Source organism: Alphaproteobacteria bacterium, assembly GCA_039980135.1.
Taxonomy (GTDB): Bacteria; Pseudomonadota; Alphaproteobacteria; order UBA6615; family UBA6615; genus UBA8079.
Window position 1 is genome coordinate 80,639 of sequence record JBDXCV010000007.1, and the last position, 17,699, is coordinate 98,337.

The 17,699-nt window shown below is 63.2% G+C and carries 20 protein-coding genes; 10 read left to right on the top strand and 10 right to left on the bottom strand.

Annotated elements, in window-relative coordinates; translation table 11 throughout:
• A complete protein-coding gene (locus tag ABJ363_09855) occupies positions 1–693 on the bottom strand; it encodes a glutathione S-transferase family protein (protein ID MEP4379292.1) in 693 nt (230 codons plus the stop codon).
• Between the two features lie 157 nt (positions 694–850).
• On the opposite strand from ABJ363_09855, the gene ABJ363_09860 reads away from it, so the two are divergent.
• Complete coding sequence (locus ABJ363_09860) at positions 851–1,711, top strand: MBL fold metallo-hydrolase (GenBank protein MEP4379293.1); 861 nt, start codon at positions 851–853, stop codon at positions 1,709–1,711.
• Positions 1,712–1,735: 24 nt separating this feature from the next.
• Here the strand turns inward: ABJ363_09860 and ABJ363_09865 are convergent, their stop codons facing one another.
• Together ABJ363_09865 and ABJ363_09870 are read right to left on the bottom strand one after the other, a co-directional pair.
• Positions 1,736–2,632 carry an NAD(P)-dependent oxidoreductase gene (locus tag ABJ363_09865; GenBank protein MEP4379294.1) on the bottom strand — a complete coding sequence of 299 codons (897 nt, stop codon included), beginning with the start codon at positions 2,630–2,632 and terminating at the stop codon, positions 1,736–1,738.
• Complete coding sequence (locus ABJ363_09870) at positions 2,632–3,618, bottom strand: NAD(P)-dependent oxidoreductase (GenBank protein MEP4379295.1); 987 nt, start codon at positions 3,616–3,618, stop codon at positions 2,632–2,634. Before ABJ363_09870 ends, ABJ363_09865 begins: the two co-directional genes overlap by 1 nt.
• A 168-nt stretch (positions 3,619–3,786) precedes the next feature.
• Between ABJ363_09870 and ABJ363_09875 the strand changes: the two genes are divergently transcribed.
• Genes ABJ363_09875 through ABJ363_09890 form a run of 4 tightly spaced genes read left to right on the top strand, consistent with a single transcriptional unit; the run spans position 3,787 to position 7,312 of the window.
• On the top strand, positions 3,787–4,797 hold the full coding sequence (locus tag ABJ363_09875; GenBank protein ID MEP4379296.1) for a Gfo/Idh/MocA family oxidoreductase: 1,011 nt from the start codon (positions 3,787–3,789) through the stop codon (positions 4,795–4,797).
• Positions 4,798–4,821: 24 nt separating this feature from the next.
• Positions 4,822–5,811: a Gfo/Idh/MocA family oxidoreductase gene (locus ABJ363_09880; protein ID MEP4379297.1), complete on the top strand. Its 990-nt coding sequence runs from the start codon at positions 4,822–4,824 to the stop codon at positions 5,809–5,811.
• 42 nt (positions 5,812–5,853) lie between these two features.
• Positions 5,854–6,894 carry a zinc-binding dehydrogenase gene (locus tag ABJ363_09885; protein ID MEP4379298.1) on the top strand — a complete coding sequence of 347 codons (1,041 nt, stop codon included), beginning with the start codon at positions 5,854–5,856 and terminating at the stop codon, positions 6,892–6,894.
• Positions 6,895–6,904: 10 nt separating this feature from the next.
• On the top strand, positions 6,905–7,312 hold the full coding sequence (locus tag ABJ363_09890; GenBank protein ID MEP4379299.1) for a DUF1761 domain-containing protein: 408 nt from the start codon (positions 6,905–6,907) through the stop codon (positions 7,310–7,312).
• A gap of 3 nt (positions 7,313–7,315) precedes the next feature.
• Here the strand turns inward: ABJ363_09890 and ABJ363_09895 are convergent, their stop codons facing one another.
• Positions 7,316–8,440: a CaiB/BaiF CoA-transferase family protein gene (locus ABJ363_09895; GenBank protein MEP4379300.1), complete on the bottom strand. Its 1,125-nt coding sequence runs from the start codon at positions 8,438–8,440 to the stop codon at positions 7,316–7,318.
• Between the two features lie 86 nt (positions 8,441–8,526).
• On the opposite strand from ABJ363_09895, the gene ABJ363_09900 reads away from it, so the two are divergent.
• The 5 genes from ABJ363_09900 (at position 8,527) to ABJ363_09920 (ending at position 13,107) form a co-directional block, all read left to right on the top strand.
• Complete coding sequence (locus ABJ363_09900; protein ID MEP4379301.1) at positions 8,527–9,927, top strand: FAD-linked oxidase C-terminal domain-containing protein; 1,401 nt, start codon at positions 8,527–8,529, stop codon at positions 9,925–9,927.
• Positions 9,928–10,066: 139 nt separating this feature from the next.
• A complete protein-coding gene (locus ABJ363_09905) occupies positions 10,067–10,843 on the top strand; it encodes a class II aldolase/adducin family protein (GenBank protein ID MEP4379302.1) in 777 nt (258 codons plus the stop codon).
• 23 nt (positions 10,844–10,866) lie between these two features.
• Positions 10,867–11,868 carry a dienelactone hydrolase gene (locus tag ABJ363_09910; GenBank protein MEP4379303.1) on the top strand — a complete coding sequence of 334 codons (1,002 nt, stop codon included), beginning with the start codon at positions 10,867–10,869 and terminating at the stop codon, positions 11,866–11,868.
• Positions 11,869–11,880: 12 nt separating this feature from the next.
• Entirely contained in the window at positions 11,881–12,201 is a 321-nt protein-coding gene (locus tag ABJ363_09915; protein ID MEP4379304.1) for an NIPSNAP family protein, read from the top strand.
• A 9-nt stretch (positions 12,202–12,210) separates the two neighbouring features.
• Entirely contained in the window at positions 12,211–13,107 is an 897-nt protein-coding gene (locus ABJ363_09920; protein MEP4379305.1) for an alpha/beta hydrolase, read from the top strand.
• Positions 13,108–13,188: 81 nt separating this feature from the next.
• Here the strand turns inward: ABJ363_09920 and ABJ363_09925 are convergent, their stop codons facing one another.
• The 6 genes from ABJ363_09925 to ABJ363_09950 all read right to left on the bottom strand — a co-directional run bounded on the left by ABJ363_09925 (position 13,189) and on the right by ABJ363_09950 (position 17,604).
• Positions 13,189–14,121, bottom strand: coding sequence for a DMT family transporter (locus tag ABJ363_09925; GenBank protein ID MEP4379306.1), 933 nt, complete (start codon positions 14,119–14,121; stop codon positions 13,189–13,191).
• A 7-nt stretch (positions 14,122–14,128) separates the two neighbouring features.
• A complete protein-coding gene (locus ABJ363_09930) occupies positions 14,129–15,328 on the bottom strand; it encodes a CinA family nicotinamide mononucleotide deamidase-related protein (GenBank protein MEP4379307.1) in 1,200 nt (399 codons plus the stop codon).
• 24 nt (positions 15,329–15,352) lie between these two features.
• A complete protein-coding gene (locus tag ABJ363_09935; GenBank protein MEP4379308.1) occupies positions 15,353–16,336 on the bottom strand; it encodes a 2-oxoglutarate and iron-dependent oxygenase domain-containing protein in 984 nt (327 codons plus the stop codon).
• A gap of 36 nt (positions 16,337–16,372) precedes the next feature.
• On the bottom strand, positions 16,373–16,900 hold the full coding sequence (locus ABJ363_09940; protein ID MEP4379309.1) for a DinB family protein: 528 nt from the start codon (positions 16,898–16,900) through the stop codon (positions 16,373–16,375).
• 222 nt (positions 16,901–17,122) lie between these two features.
• Positions 17,123–17,392: a GIY-YIG nuclease family protein gene (locus tag ABJ363_09945; protein ID MEP4379310.1), complete on the bottom strand. Its 270-nt coding sequence runs from the start codon at positions 17,390–17,392 to the stop codon at positions 17,123–17,125.
• Between the two features lie 2 nt (positions 17,393–17,394).
• Positions 17,395–17,604: a SlyX family protein gene (locus tag ABJ363_09950; GenBank protein ID MEP4379311.1), complete on the bottom strand. Its 210-nt coding sequence runs from the start codon at positions 17,602–17,604 to the stop codon at positions 17,395–17,397.
• Between the last annotated feature and the right edge of the window lie 95 nt (positions 17,605–17,699).

The following is a 17,699-nucleotide window of genomic DNA, read 5'->3' on the forward strand; positions in this document are numbered from 1 at the left end:
TTACTCGGCAGCGACCGTGTTCTCGAAGAAGTCCCGCGCGTAAAGCTCGCGCCGGTGCAGGTTGCCGATGAACTCCGCTTCGAAATTGTCCGGCACGGCGCCGGTTACGCGCGCGTCGGCCATCAGCGTTTCGGCCCAGGCGCGGATCAGCGGGAAGTCCTTGAGCACATCATTCTGCAGGCCTTCGTCGATCAGCAGGTAACGCTGCAGGAAGGGCGCAAAGGCCGCGTCCACCAGCGACAGGTCAGGCCCGTTGAAGAACGGCCCGTCATTGCCCCGTCCGGCGAGGGCTTTCTCCACCTTCGCAAGAACCTCGGGCGCGGCCTCGACCGCCGCCTCCATGTCTTCGCGGGTCTTGGCGTAGTGGATCTTGCTCAACGCGCCGGCGAAGGTCGCGGTGAAGTCGGTCCAGGCGCGGTTCTTGGCCCGGGCGATCGGGTCTTCCGGGTGCAGGCGCGGCGGCACCATCTCGTCGAGAAACTCGGCGATGGCGTTGGACTCGAAAAGGATTTCGTCGCCGACCTTGAGGACCGGGACCTTGCCGTGGGGTGAGATTTCGAGGAACCAGTCGGGCTTCTCACGCAGATTGATATAGGTGACGTCGAACTCGACTTCTTTGGCGCGCAAAAGGATCACGGCGCGCTGGACCCATGGTCAGGTGAACGAGCTGATCAGATGATATTTGGCGGTCATTGTTTTCCCCTTTGTCTGGTCCAAATCATAGGGCCGGGACGGGCGCCGGTCAAAATGCGCGTGCGGGGTTGCTGACGATGTTGTGAGCGGCCCGGCGATTGTCCGCGTCGCGCCGCGCCGGTAGTTTTCAAGCAACAGAAACCCGCGAGAGAAGATCATGAAAAAGAGCCTGAAACCGGCGCTGGTCGGCGCGTTTACTGCCATCGTCACGACTGCAGTGCTGCCCGGGGTGGCGAGCGCGCAGCAGATATCCAGCGTTGCCGACGGCATCCATGTCATTCAGGGGCAAGGCGGCAATATCGGCGTGTCCGTCGGCGGCGACGGGGTTTTCATGATCGACGATCAGTTCGCGCCTGCAACGCCAGCCATCCTCGACCAGATCAAGACCGTCACCGACCAGCCGGTGCGGTTCCTGGTCAACACCCACTTCCATCGCGATCACACGGGCGGCAACGAGAATCTCGGCAAGGCCGGGGTTTTGATCTTCGCTCATGACAATGTTCGTGCGCGCCTGCTCAGCGCCGATGCGCCGAAGGCGGCGCTGCCGGTCGTCACCTTCAACGACGCGACCACATTCCATATGAACGGCCAGACGGTGCGGGTGTTCCACACGGCCAACGCCCACACCGACGGTGACGCGATGATCCATTTCCAGGAGGCCGACGTCATCCACATGGGTGACACGTTCTTCAACGGCTTCTACCCCTTCATCGACGCCCGGTCTGGTGGTTCGGTCGAGGGCGTGTTCGCCGCGATCGATACGGTTCTCGCGCTGGCCGATGACGACACGGTCATTATCCCGGGCCACGGCCCGGTCGGCAATCGCGCCGACCTGATGGCCTATCGCGACATGCTGACCAAGGTGCGCGACAGCATCAGTCCCTTGATTGCGGACGGGAAGTCGGTCGAGGCCATCGTCGCCGCGAAGCCGACGGCCGAGTTCGATGCCGAGTGGGGTGGCGGATTTCTGAATCCCGAGCGCTTTCTGCGGGTGATGCACGCGGCGTTGACCAAGTAGGGCCGCCGCCCGGTCCAGCAAAGTCTAGCCGTCGTCGGAGCCCGGCGGTTCATCCCGCGGGATGCCCGCCATATGCTCCAGCACGGCGAGAATTGATGCCGCATCCTGCTGCTGGCGGCCCTGGGATGCCGCGGCGATATAATAGGGCATGGCCGCGTCGAACATCGGCGTCGGGCAGTCCAGCGCCGCCGCGAATTCGCGGATCACGTCCTTGTCCTTGAGTTGGATCGCCAGCTCCGCAGTCGGGTCGTCATAGTTGCCGGTGATCCATTTTTCGGCGCGGATCTCGAAGATCCTGGAGTAGGCGGCACTCTCCATCACCGCATCCGCCATCGTTTGCAGATCGACCCCGGCCTTTCGGGCCAGCAGGAAGGCCTCGGCGCAGGCCATGTTGTGGATCGAAATGATCAGGTTGAGGATGTATTTGATCTTGGCCGATTCCCCGAACCCGCCGACATGGATTACGCTGCGACAGAAGCTTTCGAGCGCGGGCCTGGCTCGCCTGAACGCGTCTTCGCTGCCGCTGACGAGCATGGCCAGGTCACCGGACTGCGCCTGGGGGCGCGCGCCGCTCACCGGGCAATCGAGCAGGTCGATACCCGCCCGCAGGAGCTCGTCATGGGCGCCTTGCTTCTCGGCGATCGGAAACGTGCAGAGATCGACGACGACCAATCCCCGCCGCCCGCTGGCCGAGATTGCGGCCAGTGTGGCCCGCCAGGCGGCCATGGTGGCGACGGCCAGTACGATCAGGTCGGTCCGCGCCGCGACATCCGCCGCATCCGCCGCCGCTTCAGCGTTTGCCGCGGAAATGCGTTCGGGGTCGGTGTCGTAACCGATGACCCGGTGACCGGCGGCCGCGAGATTCTTCGCCACACCGCCGCCGATATTGCCCAGGCCGATGACGCCGGCTGTGAGCGCCATTATTTTTTCTTGCGCCTGGACCGCGCGCGTTTCGTGCGCGGGATACCGGCCAATTGCTCGTAGATACGTGTGACAACACCGGGGTCTTCCTGGCCGAACCCCTGGGCCAAAGCCGCGTAGGCGCTGAACATGCTCGCCTGAAACACCGGCACCGAGGCGTTGTTGTTCTTGGCGTAGTCCTCGATCAGATTGTTGTCCTTGATCATCACCGTCAGGTCGGCGGTCTTGACCTTCGGGTCGGCATACTCGTCGGCCAGCATGAGCGGTCCGCGATACTCGATGACCCGCGAATTGCCGGCCGACCGTGTGAGCACATCCCCGAACACGTCGAGATCGATCCCCGAGGCGCGTGCCAATGTGATCGCCTCGGCGAACGCGGCGCCGTGTACGCTGATCAGCATGTTGATCAGCATTTTCAGCTTCATCCCGTCGCCGAAGGGACCCACGTGATACTGGATCATGGTGAAGGCGGGCAGGATTTCCCTGACCGTGTTGAAGTCCTTCTTGGTGCCGCTGACCATGATCGTGATTTCGCCGACGGCGGCCTGTTTTCCGGCGCCGCTGACGGGGCTGTCCATCAGGCTCGCACCCTTTTTGGCCAGAGCGGCGCGGGCGCGTTCCTTGTCGTCGATGCCGAGGGTCGATGTCTCCATGACGATCAGACCCTTGCGGGCACCGGCGAGAAGGCCATCCTTGCCCGAGATGACCGCGTCGAGGATGGCCGGCGAGGTGAGGGAGGTGAGTACCACGTCGGATTTGCGGGCCACGTCGGCCGCGCTCTTGCCGGCCTTGCCGCCGGCCTTCACCAGCGCGTTCACCTTGGATTTGACCGGGTCGTAGCCCGTGACCTGATAACCGCCCTTGACCAGGTTGGCGGCGAACGCGCCCCCCATGATCCCCAGGCCGACGACGCCGACGCGCAATGCCATGTTCCTTCTCCCCGAATGTTGTTTTGCCGCGACGCCGGACGCATCGCCATGTTGCACCGACTATAGCCGCTGGTCGGAATGCCGCCTACATCTGTGCCGCGCGACAATGGCGAACGGGTATCTCAAAAACGTCGTTCCGGAGCAGACAAGACCCCGGCCAGCCCGTAATATTACGGCCAAGGCGCGCGAGAGTTCGTTGAATTGGCGTCGATCAGGGGGATTTACATGATCAATGCAGGAATTGTCGGCCTCGGCTGGTGGGGCAAGGTTCTGGTCGGCTCGGTCCAGGGAAAGTCCGACGCCATCCGCTTCTCGCACGGGGCAACGCGTACCCGTGCAAAGGCCGAGGAATATGCCGGAGAGCAAGGCTTCGACCTTGTCGAGACCTATGACGAGCTGCTCACTGTCGAAGAGCTGGACGCCGTCGTGCTGGCCACGCCGCACTCGAGGCATCTCGAACAGATTCAGGCGGCCGCCGCGGCGGGCAAGCATGTTTTCGTCGAGAAGCCGATCACCTTGACCAGGGCCGACGCGGAGGCGGCAATCGGGGCGTGCCGTGACGCTGGCGTCGTCTGTGCGGTCGGGTTCAATCGCCGTTTCCACCCCGCGATCGCCGAGGCGAAGAAACTCATCGACGACGGTACGCTCCAGACCCCGATGCATGTCGAGGGTTCCATGTGCGCGCCCAACGGCATGTTTCTCGCGCCCGACGCGTGGCGCGCCGACAAGAACGAGACCCCGGTCGGCGGGCTCACGCCCATGGGCGTCCATGTCATCGACGTCTACATCAACCTGTTCGGCGAGATCGATGAGGTCTATTGCCAGTCGTTCCGCCGCGCAGTGCCGAACGACACCGACGACACATCGTCGATCCTGTTCATGTTCAAGAACGGCATGTCGGGCTATATGGGCAACATGTTGGCCACGGCGCCGAGCTTCCGGCTTCAGGGCTACGGGCTCGGCGGATCGTTCGAGATCCGAAAACCGGACCTGTCGTCATTCGAGTTCGTGCCCAACGGAGACGGGCCGATCACGGGCGCTACCGGCGAGAACAAGACGGTGACCAAGGACTTTGCCGGTTTCGATATGGTGAACGCGGAGCTGGAGGCCTTCGCGGCCGCCTGCTCGGGGGGTGACGCCTATCCCGTGCCCGACACGGATGTGATTCACGGCATCGCGGTCCTCGAGGCCATTATCAAATCGGCCGAAAGCGGAACGCCGCAGAAAGTCGGCTGAATACCAAACGGAGGAGTTTTTCAAATGCTTGCAGCAGGAATCGTGGGGGTCGGCCGGTGGGGCCAGAATCTGGTCAATGCGTCGGCCGGCGCGGAGAATATCGAATTTATCGCCGGTGCCGTCCGCAACCCGGACAAGGTCAGGGAGTTCGCGGACGAGAAGGGGATGACTCTCCACACCAGCCTTGAAGCAATGCTGGATGAGGCGGACCTGGATGCGGTCGTGTTGGCGACACCCCATACATTGCATGTGGAGCAGATGCTGACGGCGATCGAAGCCGGCAAGCATGTTCTCAGCGAGAAGCCGTTCACCATGACGAAGGCGGATGCCGAGAAGGTCCTCGACGCGGCCGATGCCGCGGGCGTCACCGTGGTGGTGGGACATAACCGGCGTTTCGTACCGTCGATGACGGAGCTCCGAAAGCGGATCGCTGACGGTTCATTCGGGACGCTGCTGCATGTCGAGATGACCGAGACCGGCCCGGCGGCGATTTTCCTGCCCAAGGACAGCTGGCGATTGCAGCGATCCGAGTGGCCCGCCGGCGGCATGACCCCGATGGGTGTGCACATGATCGACAACATGGTCGACCTGTTCGGTACGGTGGAGAGCGTCACCGCCCAGGCCGTGAACCGCGCCATCGAGGCGGATATCGACGACACCACCTCGGTTCTGTTGAAGTTTTCGAGCGGCATGACCGGCTATCTCGGCGTGATGGTGGCGGCGCGGCCGGATTTCCTCGCGTCGATATATGGCCGGGATGCGACTGCCCGCATGATCGGGCGCATGTATGACAGCTTCGAGTTCGCGCCGCGCGAAGGCGACGAACCCGAGCAGTTCAAATATGATTTTGGCCGCGATACCGATGCGCTGACCGCCGAACTGGATGCCTTCGGAGCCGCCGCTATGGGCCAGGAAGCCTATCCGATATCACGGGATGAGATCATCCATGTGGTGGCGGTCCTGGAAGCCATCATCAAATCCGCAGCAAGCGGTGCAGAAGAGAAGGTCGGCTGACCACACTGTGTGGCACAATCCGGAGCGAAGGGGAGAAAGCAGATGAAAGCCGTTGTGATGAGCGCCTTCGGGGACCCGGATGTCCTCGAATATCAGGATGTCGACACGCCGGAACTGGCCCCCGACGATGTGCTTGTCGAGGTCCACGCGGTCTCGATTAACCGGACCTTCGACCTGTTCATGCGTGAGGACAAATACGCCTATACCCCCGACCTGCCACATATCCTCGGCGTCGATCCATCGGGCGTAATCACGGCGGTGGGCGAGAACGTCACCGACCGCAAGGTCGGCGACCGGGTGTTCTGCTCGATCTTCGTGCCGACCAAGCGGCCCGACCCGTATATGGCGATTCCCGGCCTGGGTCCGGTCGATTTTCTGGGCGTCACGGTCTGGGGCGGTTATGCGCAGTATGTGCGCACGATGGCGTCACGCACGGTGCCGATCCCCGACAATCTGACGTTCCACGAGGCGACGGTGATTGGCCGTCACCTCGGCACCGCCGTTAATCAGGTCGAAAACATATTGAAGGCGAAGGAGGGCGATACGGTCCTCGTGATGGGCGCGACGGGCGGCCTTGGCGCGGCCTGCATTCAGGTCGCCAAATGGTCGGGCGCCATGGTTATCGCCGCAGCCGGCGCGGATGCGCGGGTCGCGGCGACCCTCGAACTGGGCGCGGATCATGGCATCAACTACCGGACCCAGGACCTGACGGAAGAAATCCTGAAATTGACCGACGGTCAGGGCGTCACCGGTGTCTGCGACAGCGTGGCCGACCCCGAGACCTTCAATCAGGTCATTCACGGCATGGCGCGGGGCGCCACGCTGGTGACGGCGGGCAACGCGTCGGGCGCGCCCGACGTCCCGTTGAGTGTGCGGCGGCTGTATCTCTACATGCTGCACATCGTGGGCGAGCCGCGCGAAGCTCCTGGCGGGCTTGAGGAGGCCTTCGTGCGCGCCGGGAAGGGCGGGGTAAAGGTTCTTATCGATCAGGTGATGCCGCTGAGCCAGGCGGCGGACGCGCATCGGCGCGTGGAATCCCGCAAGGGTACCGGCAAAGTGGTTCTGGACCCGACCCTCGACTGAGGAACAGGAAATGGCATTCGGAGAAATCGACTGGATCGCGTTGATCGCCGCCGTCGTGGTGAGTTACGTCTTCAGCGCGGTCTACTATATCACGCTGAACAAGCCGTGGATGGCGGCGGTCGGCAAGACCGAAGACGAGATCAAGGCCGGTGCAAGTCCCGTGTCTTACATCATCGCCATCATCGGGCATGTCCTGATCGCGTACATGCTTTCGGTGGTATTGATGACCATCGAGCCCGGATCAATCGCCGGCGGAGTCATGATCGCGCTGTCGATGTGGCTGGCCTTTGTGATCTCGACCATGACCATCAACCATCGTTTCCAGCAATCGTCATGGGCGCACACGATCATCGATGGAGCTCATTGGTTGGGCGTCTTTGCAGTCCAGGCCGTGGTGATCGGGTTGGTGGCCAGATAGACTCTAGTCCGTGAACTCCGCGCGGATGGATGCGCCGTGGGCATCCAACGCGGGTACCGGACCCAATTTCGGGTCTTCGTCGTTGATCCGTGCCGGCGGCGCGATCATCACGAGCGGGCCTTCGGGCGTTTCGATCTCGACCTTCTGCAGTTGCGGGTGCGCGGCGAAGTCCGCGACATTGTTCACCGCGCCATGGGCGATTTTCGCCGCAAGCAGCCGGGCGACGATTTCGTCGCGGGGTAGGGGTCCGAAGACCTTATCGATCTCGGTATCGAGCGCGGGTCTGTTTGAAACCCGTGCCACGTTCTCGTGGAAGTCCGGATGGTCGGCGAGGCCGGGGTTCCGCAACACGTCCTCACAAAGGCGCCGCCACTCGCGCTGGTTCTGGATGGCGATCACCACCTGTTTGTTGTCTCCGGTACCGTAGGCGCCATAAGGCGCAATAGACGGGTGGTGCAGGCCGGCACGTTCGGGTGCCTTGCCACCATAGACATCCTGCAGATAGGGCACCGTCATCCAATCGGCCATGCCGGCGAACAACGAGGCGCTGATGGCGCGGCCTTCGCCGGTACGCACGCGATGATAGAGCGCCTCCAGGATGGCGGCATGGGAGGCCATGCCGCAGGCGATATCGCAGACCGAAACGCCCACGCGGCCGGGCCCGTCGGGTGTGCCCGTGACCTCGCACAGGCCGCTCTCCGCCTGGACCAGAAGATCGTAGGCGCGCATGTCCCGGTAGGGGCCGGTATTGCCGTAGCCGGAGATATCGCAAGTGATGAGCCTCGGAAATTCACGGCGAAGCTCGGTGGAGTCGAACCCGGCGCGCGCGGCGGCTCCGGGAGCGAGGTTCTGGATGAAGACGTCGGCCTTTGCGATCAGGCGGTGCAGCAGCGCACGGTCGTCAGGTGTTTTGAAATCCAGCGCGATGGATTCCTTGCCGCGGTTGAGCCAGACGAAATAGGCGCTCTGGTCTTTTGCAGCCCGGTCGTAGCTGCGCGCGAAATCGCCTTCGGGGCGCTCGATCTTGATGACGCGGGCACCCGCATCGGCCAGACGAGACGCGGCATAGGGGGCCGCGACGGCCTGCTCGATGCTGACGACAAGGATTCCATCGAGGGCGTTGTTCATGATCTTCTCCTGCGGGCCTTCGGCTAGGCCAAGGTCAGACGCGATGTTATGATAACCGTGAACAAAAGACCCTTGGGAACCTCGTCATGTCAGAACAGGCCATTGCGGAGAATAACGCCGTCTCTGCCGTACTCGCCGCGCTGGAGGCCTTGCTCGGCGACCGCGTAACGACGTCGATGGCGGTGCGCGAGCATCACGGGCGCGGCGAGGACTACTTCAAGCCCGTCCCATCCGACGCCGTATGCTTTCCGCACTCGACCGAGGAAGTGGCCGAGATTGTCAAAATCTGCGCCGTCCACAAGGTCCCGGTCATTCCGTTCGGCACGGGCACCTCACTGGAGGGCCATGTCACGGCACCCCATGGCGGCATCACCATCGATCTGATGCAGATGAACAACGTCCTGGAGGTGCATCCGGAAGACATGGATTGCCGGGTGCAGGCCGGGGTGACCCGCAAGCAGGTCAACGAGTATCTCCGTGACACGGGCATGTTCTTTCCCATCGATCCCGGCGCCGACGCCTCCATCGGCGGCATGGCCGCGACCCGCGCCAGCGGCACCAACGCCGTGCGCTACGGGACGATGAAGGAGAATGTGCTCGGGCTCACGGTGGTGACGGCCGATGGCCGGATCATCAAGACAGGCGGCCGGGCCAAGAAGTCGGCGGCTGGATACGATCTGACGCGCATTTTCATCGGGTCGGAAGGCACGCTCGGCATCATCACGGAAGTCCATCTCAAGCTCTACGGTATCCCGGAGAAGATCGCGTCTGCGGTCTGCCAGTATCCGTCCCTCGAGGACGCGGTGAACAGCGTCATCCTGACGATCCAGACCGGGGTCCCGATCGCGCGCATCGAGTTGCTCGACAGCCTGATGATGGAGCGCTCGATCGCCTATTCCGACCTCAAGGGTTACGAGGCGAAACCGACCCTGTTCTACGAGTTCCACGGCACCGAGGCCGGGGTCGAGGAGCAGGCGCAGCTGGTCCGAGAAATCGCCGACGATTTCGGCGGCTCGGCGTTCCAGTGGACGGTCGATACCGAGGAACGAAACCATCTCTGGCAGGCGCGCCACGATGCCTACTATGCGGGGATCGCGGCGGAACCCACCAAACTGGGCATGTCCACGGATGTCTGCGTACCGATCTCGCGGCTGGCGGAGTGTATTCTCGCCACGGAGCAGGACACCAAGGGTTCCGGATTTGATTGCCCGATCGTCGGCCATGTCGGGGACGGAAACTTCCACGTGCTCTTTATGCTCGATCCCGATGACGCAGACGAGGTGCGCCGGGTCAAGGATTGCAACCGGCGCATCGTCGAGCGGGCGATTGCCATGGGAGGGACCTGCACCGGTGAACATGGCGTTGGCGTTGGCAAGATGGATTATCTCGAAGACGAGCATGGCGAGGCGGTCGATTTGATGCGCACCCTGAAGCGGGCATTCGACCCCGAGAACATCATGAACCCCGGCAAGATGGTCCGGATATGAGAATGGTTTGGCGCATGCTTTGAGATGCGCATTTGCAATGCGCGCCTCAGCATGAGGCAGGTTTTCGAACCTCGCTCTAAGGAGCCCGCAATGCGGGTGTCTCGAAGGGTGACTTGGAAAAAGAGCAGGAGAACAGAAAATGAGCTCGAATGTGGTGCAACTGCGGGACGTCCCGTCCGTTCGCGATCAGGTGAGCCCCGAGGAGTGGCAGGTCCGCGTCGATCTCGCCGCCGCCTACCGGCTGGCGGACATCTACAACTGGGCCGACAGCATCTACAATCATATCTCGATCCGGGTGCCCGACGAGCCGGATTTCTTCCTGATCAAGGCCCATGAACTTCTCTATGAGGAGGTGACGGCGTCAAATTTGGTCAAGGTCGATTCCCGTGTCGAAGATGTCGATGAGTCCCAGCATGTGAACAAGCCGGGTTTCACCCTTCATGGGGGCCTAATGCTCGCGCGGCCGGATATCAACGCCGCCTATCACACCCATATTCCCGAATGCATCCTCGTGGCGAACCAGCCCGACGGCTTGCTCCCCCTGGCACAGACGGCGATGCAGTTCTGGGGCAACATCGGCTACCACGATTATCAGGGCATCACCGAGAATCTCGATGAGCGCGCGGCCATCGCAGCCGGTCTCGGCGACAACCACACGCTGATGATGCGCAATCACGGCGTGGTCACGGTGGGCAAGTCCATGCGCGATGCCTTCGTCCTGATGCGCGATCTCGAGACGTCCTGCAAGATGCAGCTGCAGCAGCAGGCGGCGGGCACGCGCTTTGCGATGCCCTCTGAAGCGGTGCTCGAGCAATACGCCGCCCAGCGCAAGACGCATAATGCGGGGCGTGGCTCGGCTGATTGGCCGGCCTGGTTGCGACGTCTCGACCGTATCGATCCGTCTTACGCGCAGTAGCCCCGGGACGGGATTCACCGTCGATGTTCCGCCTGATCCGGTATGTGATCTTCGCCGCACTCGCCTTCATGGTCGCGGTCTGGATCAGCGGTCAATCGCGCGCCGATGCCGGCATCGAACGGATAATTGTCGTCGATCCCGTGTCCGGGGTGCAGGCGCCGACGGTCGTCGTCTATCCGACCGACGCTGAAGCAAATCAGATAACGCTGGGGCCTTATAACATTCAAGCGCTGCGGGGCGCGGTGCCGGCCGAATCCGCGCGCGGATTGATCCTCGTCTCGCATGGGGCCGGTGCCAGCGCACTGGCGCATATATCGGCGGCCGTGGCGCTGGCCGAGGCCGGTTTCGTGGTCGCGGCACCGCAGCATCCGGGTGACAATTTCACCGATTTCACACGTCAGGGAACCTGGCAGGTTTACGCCGGCCGACCGAAGACGCTGTCGGCCGTGATCGATGCATTGTCGGCCGATGATCGTTTCGCCGGTATGCTCGAGGGCAAGCCCGTGGGTGCGTTCGGCCTGTCGATGGGAGGGTACACGGTTCTCGCGCTTGCGGGCGCGCAACCCAGCCTTGCCCGTCTCGGCGAATTTTGTGCGCGGCATGCGACGGATGCGGCCTGCGTCCTGGGCATTTCCCGTCCGTCGCGCCACCAGCGCGACAGGCCGCTGGCCGCCCTCGCCGATCCGCGGGTGGGAGCGGCACTCGTCATGGCCCCGGCGACGGCCATGTTCGCGACCGACGGACTTGCCGGGATCGGTATCCCGGTCCGGTTTTATACGGCCGGCCGGGATGGCATCGTGCATCCCGATCTTCACGCAGAACCCTTTCGGTCGCATTTTCCGGCGGCGTTCGAGTATGTGCGCGTCGAGGATGCGGGGCACCTGTCATTTGCGACCCCGTTGCCACCGGATATTGTGCGACTATTGCCGCCATATCTGCACGATCCCCCGGGTTTTGACAGGGCCGCGTTTCAGGCGCGTCTTGACGCCGAAATCGTGGCATTTTTTACCCGCACCCTGCGTTAAAGGAGAGAGTTCATGATCATCGACCATCGCACCTATTACACCCAGGCCGCGCGCACGGGTGATTTCCTTGCCCTGTGGGAGCGCATGGCGCTGCCTTATCAGATGAAATATCTGGAGAACTTCGTCGGCATGTTCACTTGCGATGTCGGCGACCTCTCCCAGGTTCTGCATATGTGGCAATTCGAGGATCAGGGCGACCGCGAACGCCGCCGGGACGCCATGTATCAGGATCCGGGCTGGCTCGAATATGTCACCGAACTCAAGAATTCCGGCCTGATGGTGCGGATGGAGAACAAGATCCTCCGGCCGGTTCCGTTCTCGCCGATGCAATAGGGGCGGCCGATGGCCGATCTTTTCCCCGGGTTCGAGAGCACCTCCATCGCCGGCGACGGCGCGGACATCTTCTGCCGCGTCGGCGGCGAAGGCCCGCCGCTGTTACTGCTGCACGGGTATCCCCAGTGTCACGCGACCTGGCACCGGGTGGCACCAGCGCTGGCGGGTTCGTTCCGCTGCGTCGTTGCCGACCTGCGCGGATATGGACAGAGTGGCATCGCCGGAACAGTTCCGGGCCATGAGGCCTATTCGAAGCGCGCGATGGCCAATGACTTCGTCGCGGTTATGCGCGAACTCGGCCACGAAAAATTTGCGGTGCTCGGCCATGACCGTGGCGCGCGGGTGACCTACCGGTTGGCGCTCGACCACCCGGACAGGGTGACACGCGTCGGCATCGTCGATGTGGTGACCACCCACGACATGTGGGCCAGCTTCGATGCCGAAATGGCGCTCAAGGCCTATCACTGGCCGATGCTCGCCCAGCCGGACCCGGTCCCCGAGAAGCTGATCTCGGCCGACCCGATCTGGTATCTGGAACACACGCTGGCCTCCTGGACGAAGGGCAAGACGCTTGACGCGTTCCATCCCGACGCGCTGGCCATGTATCGAGACGCCTTCGCCCAGCCCGAGCGGGTCCACGCGATGTGTGAGGACTACCGGGCGGGTGCGACCTTCGACCGAGCGCTCGACGCCGCGGACCGGGAGGCCGGGCGGAAGCTCGCCATGCCGATGTATTTCCTGTGGGGTGCCATGGGCTTTCCCGCCCAGACGGGCGATCCGCTCGGATTCTGGCGCAACTGGGCGGACGACGTGACCGGGACGGTGCTCGACTCCGGGCATTTCGGGCCGGAAGAAAACCCCGGCGCGATCATCGAGGCGGTCACGCCGTTTTTCGCGGCGGCTTAGTCCTGTCAAAAACGGCTGGGTTTGAAACCCACCCCTACAAGTTTGCAATCCAATGTAGGGGCCGGTCTGCGAACCACCCGCCTAACCTGCTGGGACCGTCCGGCCCCGTGTCATCAGATAGACACCGCCCACGACGAGCACGAGGCCGAACAGGTGGAAGGCCTCGAAAGCCTCGCCGAGGAGCAGTACGGCGAGTATCGCCGTGAACACGACCCGCATGTAGTTCGAAATGCTCGCCTTGTTGGGCCCAAGCTGGCGGATGGCGGCGTTGGTCAGCCCGACCGCGACGGCGGTGACGGCGATCCCGACCCAGAGCAGCGCCATGACGGACTCACCGGTGAACGGGACCGGCCGGATGAAGATTGTCTCTGCGATGTAGAGCGGCGTGGCGACGACCAGTCCGAAAAGCTGGACGATGACCAGAAGCTGGGGAATGGTAATCGTGCGCGGCACCTTGCGGACCAGTACGTTATGTAATGCCACACCGCTGATCGAGACGATGATCAGCATGTCTCCGATGTTGAACTGGAGTGCCATGATCGTGGCCGGGTCGCCGCGCGCGATGATTGACAATACGCCGGTGGCAGCGACGAGGATGCCGACGCCCTGTTTCCAGTTGATCAGGTCGCGGAACAGCAGCGCGGAGAGCAACACCGTGACGGCCGGTTGCCCCGCCGACACGACAGCGCCGTTGATCGCGGTGGTGAAACCGTAGGCGGCGTAGATCAGCCCGTTGCCGAGCGGCACGAAAAGAAAGCCCATCAGGGCGAACAGTTTCCAGTGCCTGAGGATGAGACCGCGTTGCGCCAGCAGACCCGTTGCCGCGAACGGCAGCAGGATGCACGCGCCGATCACCATGCGCCAGAACACGAAGCCCATGGGCGGGATCACCCCGCCCAGATGGCGCGCGATGATGTGATTCGACGCGAAGATCAGCGACGCACCGGCGATGATCAGATAGGGCCAGGCGTCGGACAGCCCGGAAGTGCCCGTGTCCGGGCGCGCGGGCGTCATGTGCGGGTCAGTCCAGCCGCTTGCGCAGCAGATCGAGCAAGGTGATGACCGCATAGGCGCGCATCCGGCTGAGGACGCCGGGCAGGGAGACGGTCTTTGTATGATCGCCGCCGGGCAGCGCCACGCCGGCAAATACCGTGCCGGGCGGGTGGGCCTCGGGATCGCGGGGACCGATGACGGCGATGCCGATATCCGTGCCGATGGCCTCGCGCGCCGAATGGGCCGCCGCGATCGCGCCTTCCTCGCCGTCGGCCCTGTCATCTCCGGGTGATATGACCGCGCCCCTGAAGGTTTCCATCTTCGGGTCGAGTGCGGTGATCCGGGTGGACAGAATACCGCCGGTCAGGCTCTCGCCCGCCGCGACGGTCAGGCCGCGTTCACGCAACATGGCGAGCACGACCGATTCCATGGTCTCGTCGTCATAGCCGAAGATGTAGTCGCCGAGGCGCTCGCGGATAAGCGCGACTTCGGCCGCGATGATTTCCTCCGCCGCCGCGTGGCTCGGGGCCTTGGCCGTTACCCGGACCTTGATGCCCTCGATACCGCTCGCCTGAAACGCGATGGTCGCGTGGCCGCTCTCGTCCAGCGCATCGACATGCTCGGCCAGGGTTTCGGCGAGGGCCGACTCGCCATAGCCCCAGGTGCGGATCACCCGCGAATGGATGACCGAGGTCTCGCCCGACCGGCGGCGCAGATCGTCGAGCACCGAGCCTTCCATCATCTCGCGCATCTCGTGGGGTACGCCCGGCACGGCATAGATGACCTTATCGACGCCATCGATTGAAACCGGACAGACCAGTCCCGGCGCGGTGCCCGGCATCTGGGCGATGGTCGTCGCGCCGGCCGGCACATCGGCCTGACGGAGGTTGTTCTCGGGCATGGGGCGTCCGCGGCCTTCGAAGATGTTGCGGATATGGTCGGCGATCGCGTTGTCGCGGACCATCTCTACCCCCATGATCTTGGCGATCACGTCGCGGGTGATGTCGTCCTGGGTGGGGCCCAGCCCGCCGCAACAGATCACCGCGTCGGATCGTTCAAGCGCCTGACGGATGGTCGCCTCCATGCGACCGAAATTGTCCCCGACCTTTACCTGGTAGAGAGAGTCGATCCCGATCAGGGCGAGTTGCTCGCCGATCCAGGAGGAATTGGTGTCCACGATCTGGCCGAGCAGCAACTCGGTGCCGACGGCGACGACTTCACAACGCATGGGGAAACTCCGGGAAGGGGCGGTTCAGGCGACTTTGCGCGGCCAGATGGAATCGAACCGGTGGGAGAGAAATTTCCCCACATGGACCGGCTCGAAGCGTGGCGGGTTGTCGGCGCTCACGAACTCGGGAAAGGGTTCGACGAGCGCGTCATAGTCCGGATTCAGAAAATACGGGATGGAGTAACGCTCGTTGCCCGACCGGTTGACCACCCTGTGCTTGATCGAGATAAACCGACCGTTGGTCCAGTTTTCGAGCATATCGCCGATATTGATGACGAAGGTGCCCTCGATCGGCGTGGCCGCGACCCACTCGCCCGAGCGTGCCTCGACTTCCAGTCCGCCATTCGTGTCCTGCAGCAGGATCGTAAACGCGCCGGTGTCGGAGTGGATACGCGCGCCCATAACGCCGTCGTCGAGATTGGGCGGCGGCGGCGGATAGTGCAATAGGCGCAGCTGGTTGAGCGCGTTCTTGTAGTAGCGCAGGAAATAGTCTTCCGGGAAATCGATCCCGATCGCGAAGGCGCGATGCAGCCGGTCGGCCAGTTCGCCCATCGCGGTGTGGTAGGCGAGCATGACGTCTTTCAGTTCCGCCGGTCGGTCCGGCCACTGGTTGGGTCCGGCCAGGGTCTTGCCCGCCGGGGCCTCGGGGTCCCCCTCGGGTCGTTCCTCGCCCATCTGGAATGCCTCGAGAAAATTGCGTTGGGTCGAGTCGGAGCCTTTGGAATCCAGCGGCAGGTAACCGCGATAGCAGGTCGAGGTCTCGAGGCCGATCTGCAGCTTCTCGTCTGCCGGCAGGGCGAAGAATGACGCGGCGGTGGTGAACACGCCGTCGATGAGTTCCCGGGGCACGCCGTGATTGGCGGCATAGAAGAAGCCGGTGTTTTCGGCCGCGTGGGCGATCTCGGCCGAGACGCGTTTCTTCGCGGCCGCATCACCATCGATCAGCGCGGAGAGATCGATCACGGGAATTTCGCTCGGGTCGGCCTGGCGTACGGGGTCGATGGTCATGGGGTTCTCCGTGGTGCGTGCGGACAGATCGGCAGGTCAAACTGGCATCGGCGGCAGGCCACCTTCGCGCAGGGCGCGTTCATAGACCGGGATGTCAATGATCGGTTGGGCGGCACCGGCCTGGCCGAACATGTCGGAAATCCAGCCCCTGTGATAGGCGCCGTGGATCGCCAGATGGGTCAGGCACATGGCCCGCGAGAGTGAACCCGAATTGCCGCCGATCAGCTCGTAGTCGATGATCTCTTCCAGGTCTTCGGCGCTCAGCCCGTCCACATAATCCTGCAGGGTCTTGTCCATCGCCCGGCGCGCGGTCCACAGCGCGTCGAGAGTCTCGTGCTTTACATCCCGCAGCGTCTTGTAGTCATGGCCCTTGCCGGTCATGTGACCCATCCACATCACGTCGACGTTCCACAAATGGTGCATGCTGACGAAGATCGAAACCAGCGGTGTGGGCCGTTCTTTCGTCACCTCCTCGGGCGGCAACTCGGAGACCTTCTGGTACATCTCCTCATTGGCCCAGGCGTTGAAGTCGATCAGCGTGCGCAGGTAGGTCTTGTCGTGCATTGGTATTGCTCCCTTGGGGCGAGAATACGCTGTGGTGGCCAGTCCCGACAATGCGTCATACGCGGGAAATAAGATGCCCGGGTCGAGCCCGGGCATGACGGACGAGCGGAACGCAGCCGTCTCCACCCCATATCGTCATACCCGGACTTGATCCGGGTATCCATTCATCGGACCGGCGCGGTATTGAGACGTGGATGGCCGGATCAAGTCCGGCCATGACGTCTAAGTCTGTGCGCCCGCCTTCAGCCTCGCTTTGAATACCCGGTCCCGCTTGATCGCGGTCTCCCGGCGCAGTGCGTCGCCGTGGGGCAGGGGGCCTTCGGTGTGGATGACGGCCCAGGGGCCGCGCCCTCGGGTGAATTTCGCGCCGTTGCCGTCATTGTGGGTGGCGAGCCGCGCGGCGACATCCTTGGCGATGCCGGTGTAGGTGGTGCCGGCGTCGTTGCGCAGCACGTAGACGTAGAAATCCGCCTGGGCGCTCCCGTCGGGCATTCTTAGTAATGCGGCGGGGGCGGTTCGTCGGGGCCCTTGCCGGGGACGGTGTCCTCGACATGACCCATCCGATCGGTCAGCCGCCGTAGCTGCTCGCGGAATAGGTCGATGACACGCGCTTGTTCGGCGACCACGCCCGACAATTCGTCGAGGGTGTGTTCCTGATGCGCAAGCCGCGATTCCAGATCGGCGATTATTTCGGCGTCGGACATAGCGTGAAAGTAGCAAATCGACGTGAGTCTGGATCAACCAAACTCGTCATGCCCGGACTTGATCCGGGCATCTATCCGAGACTGCGCGAGAGATA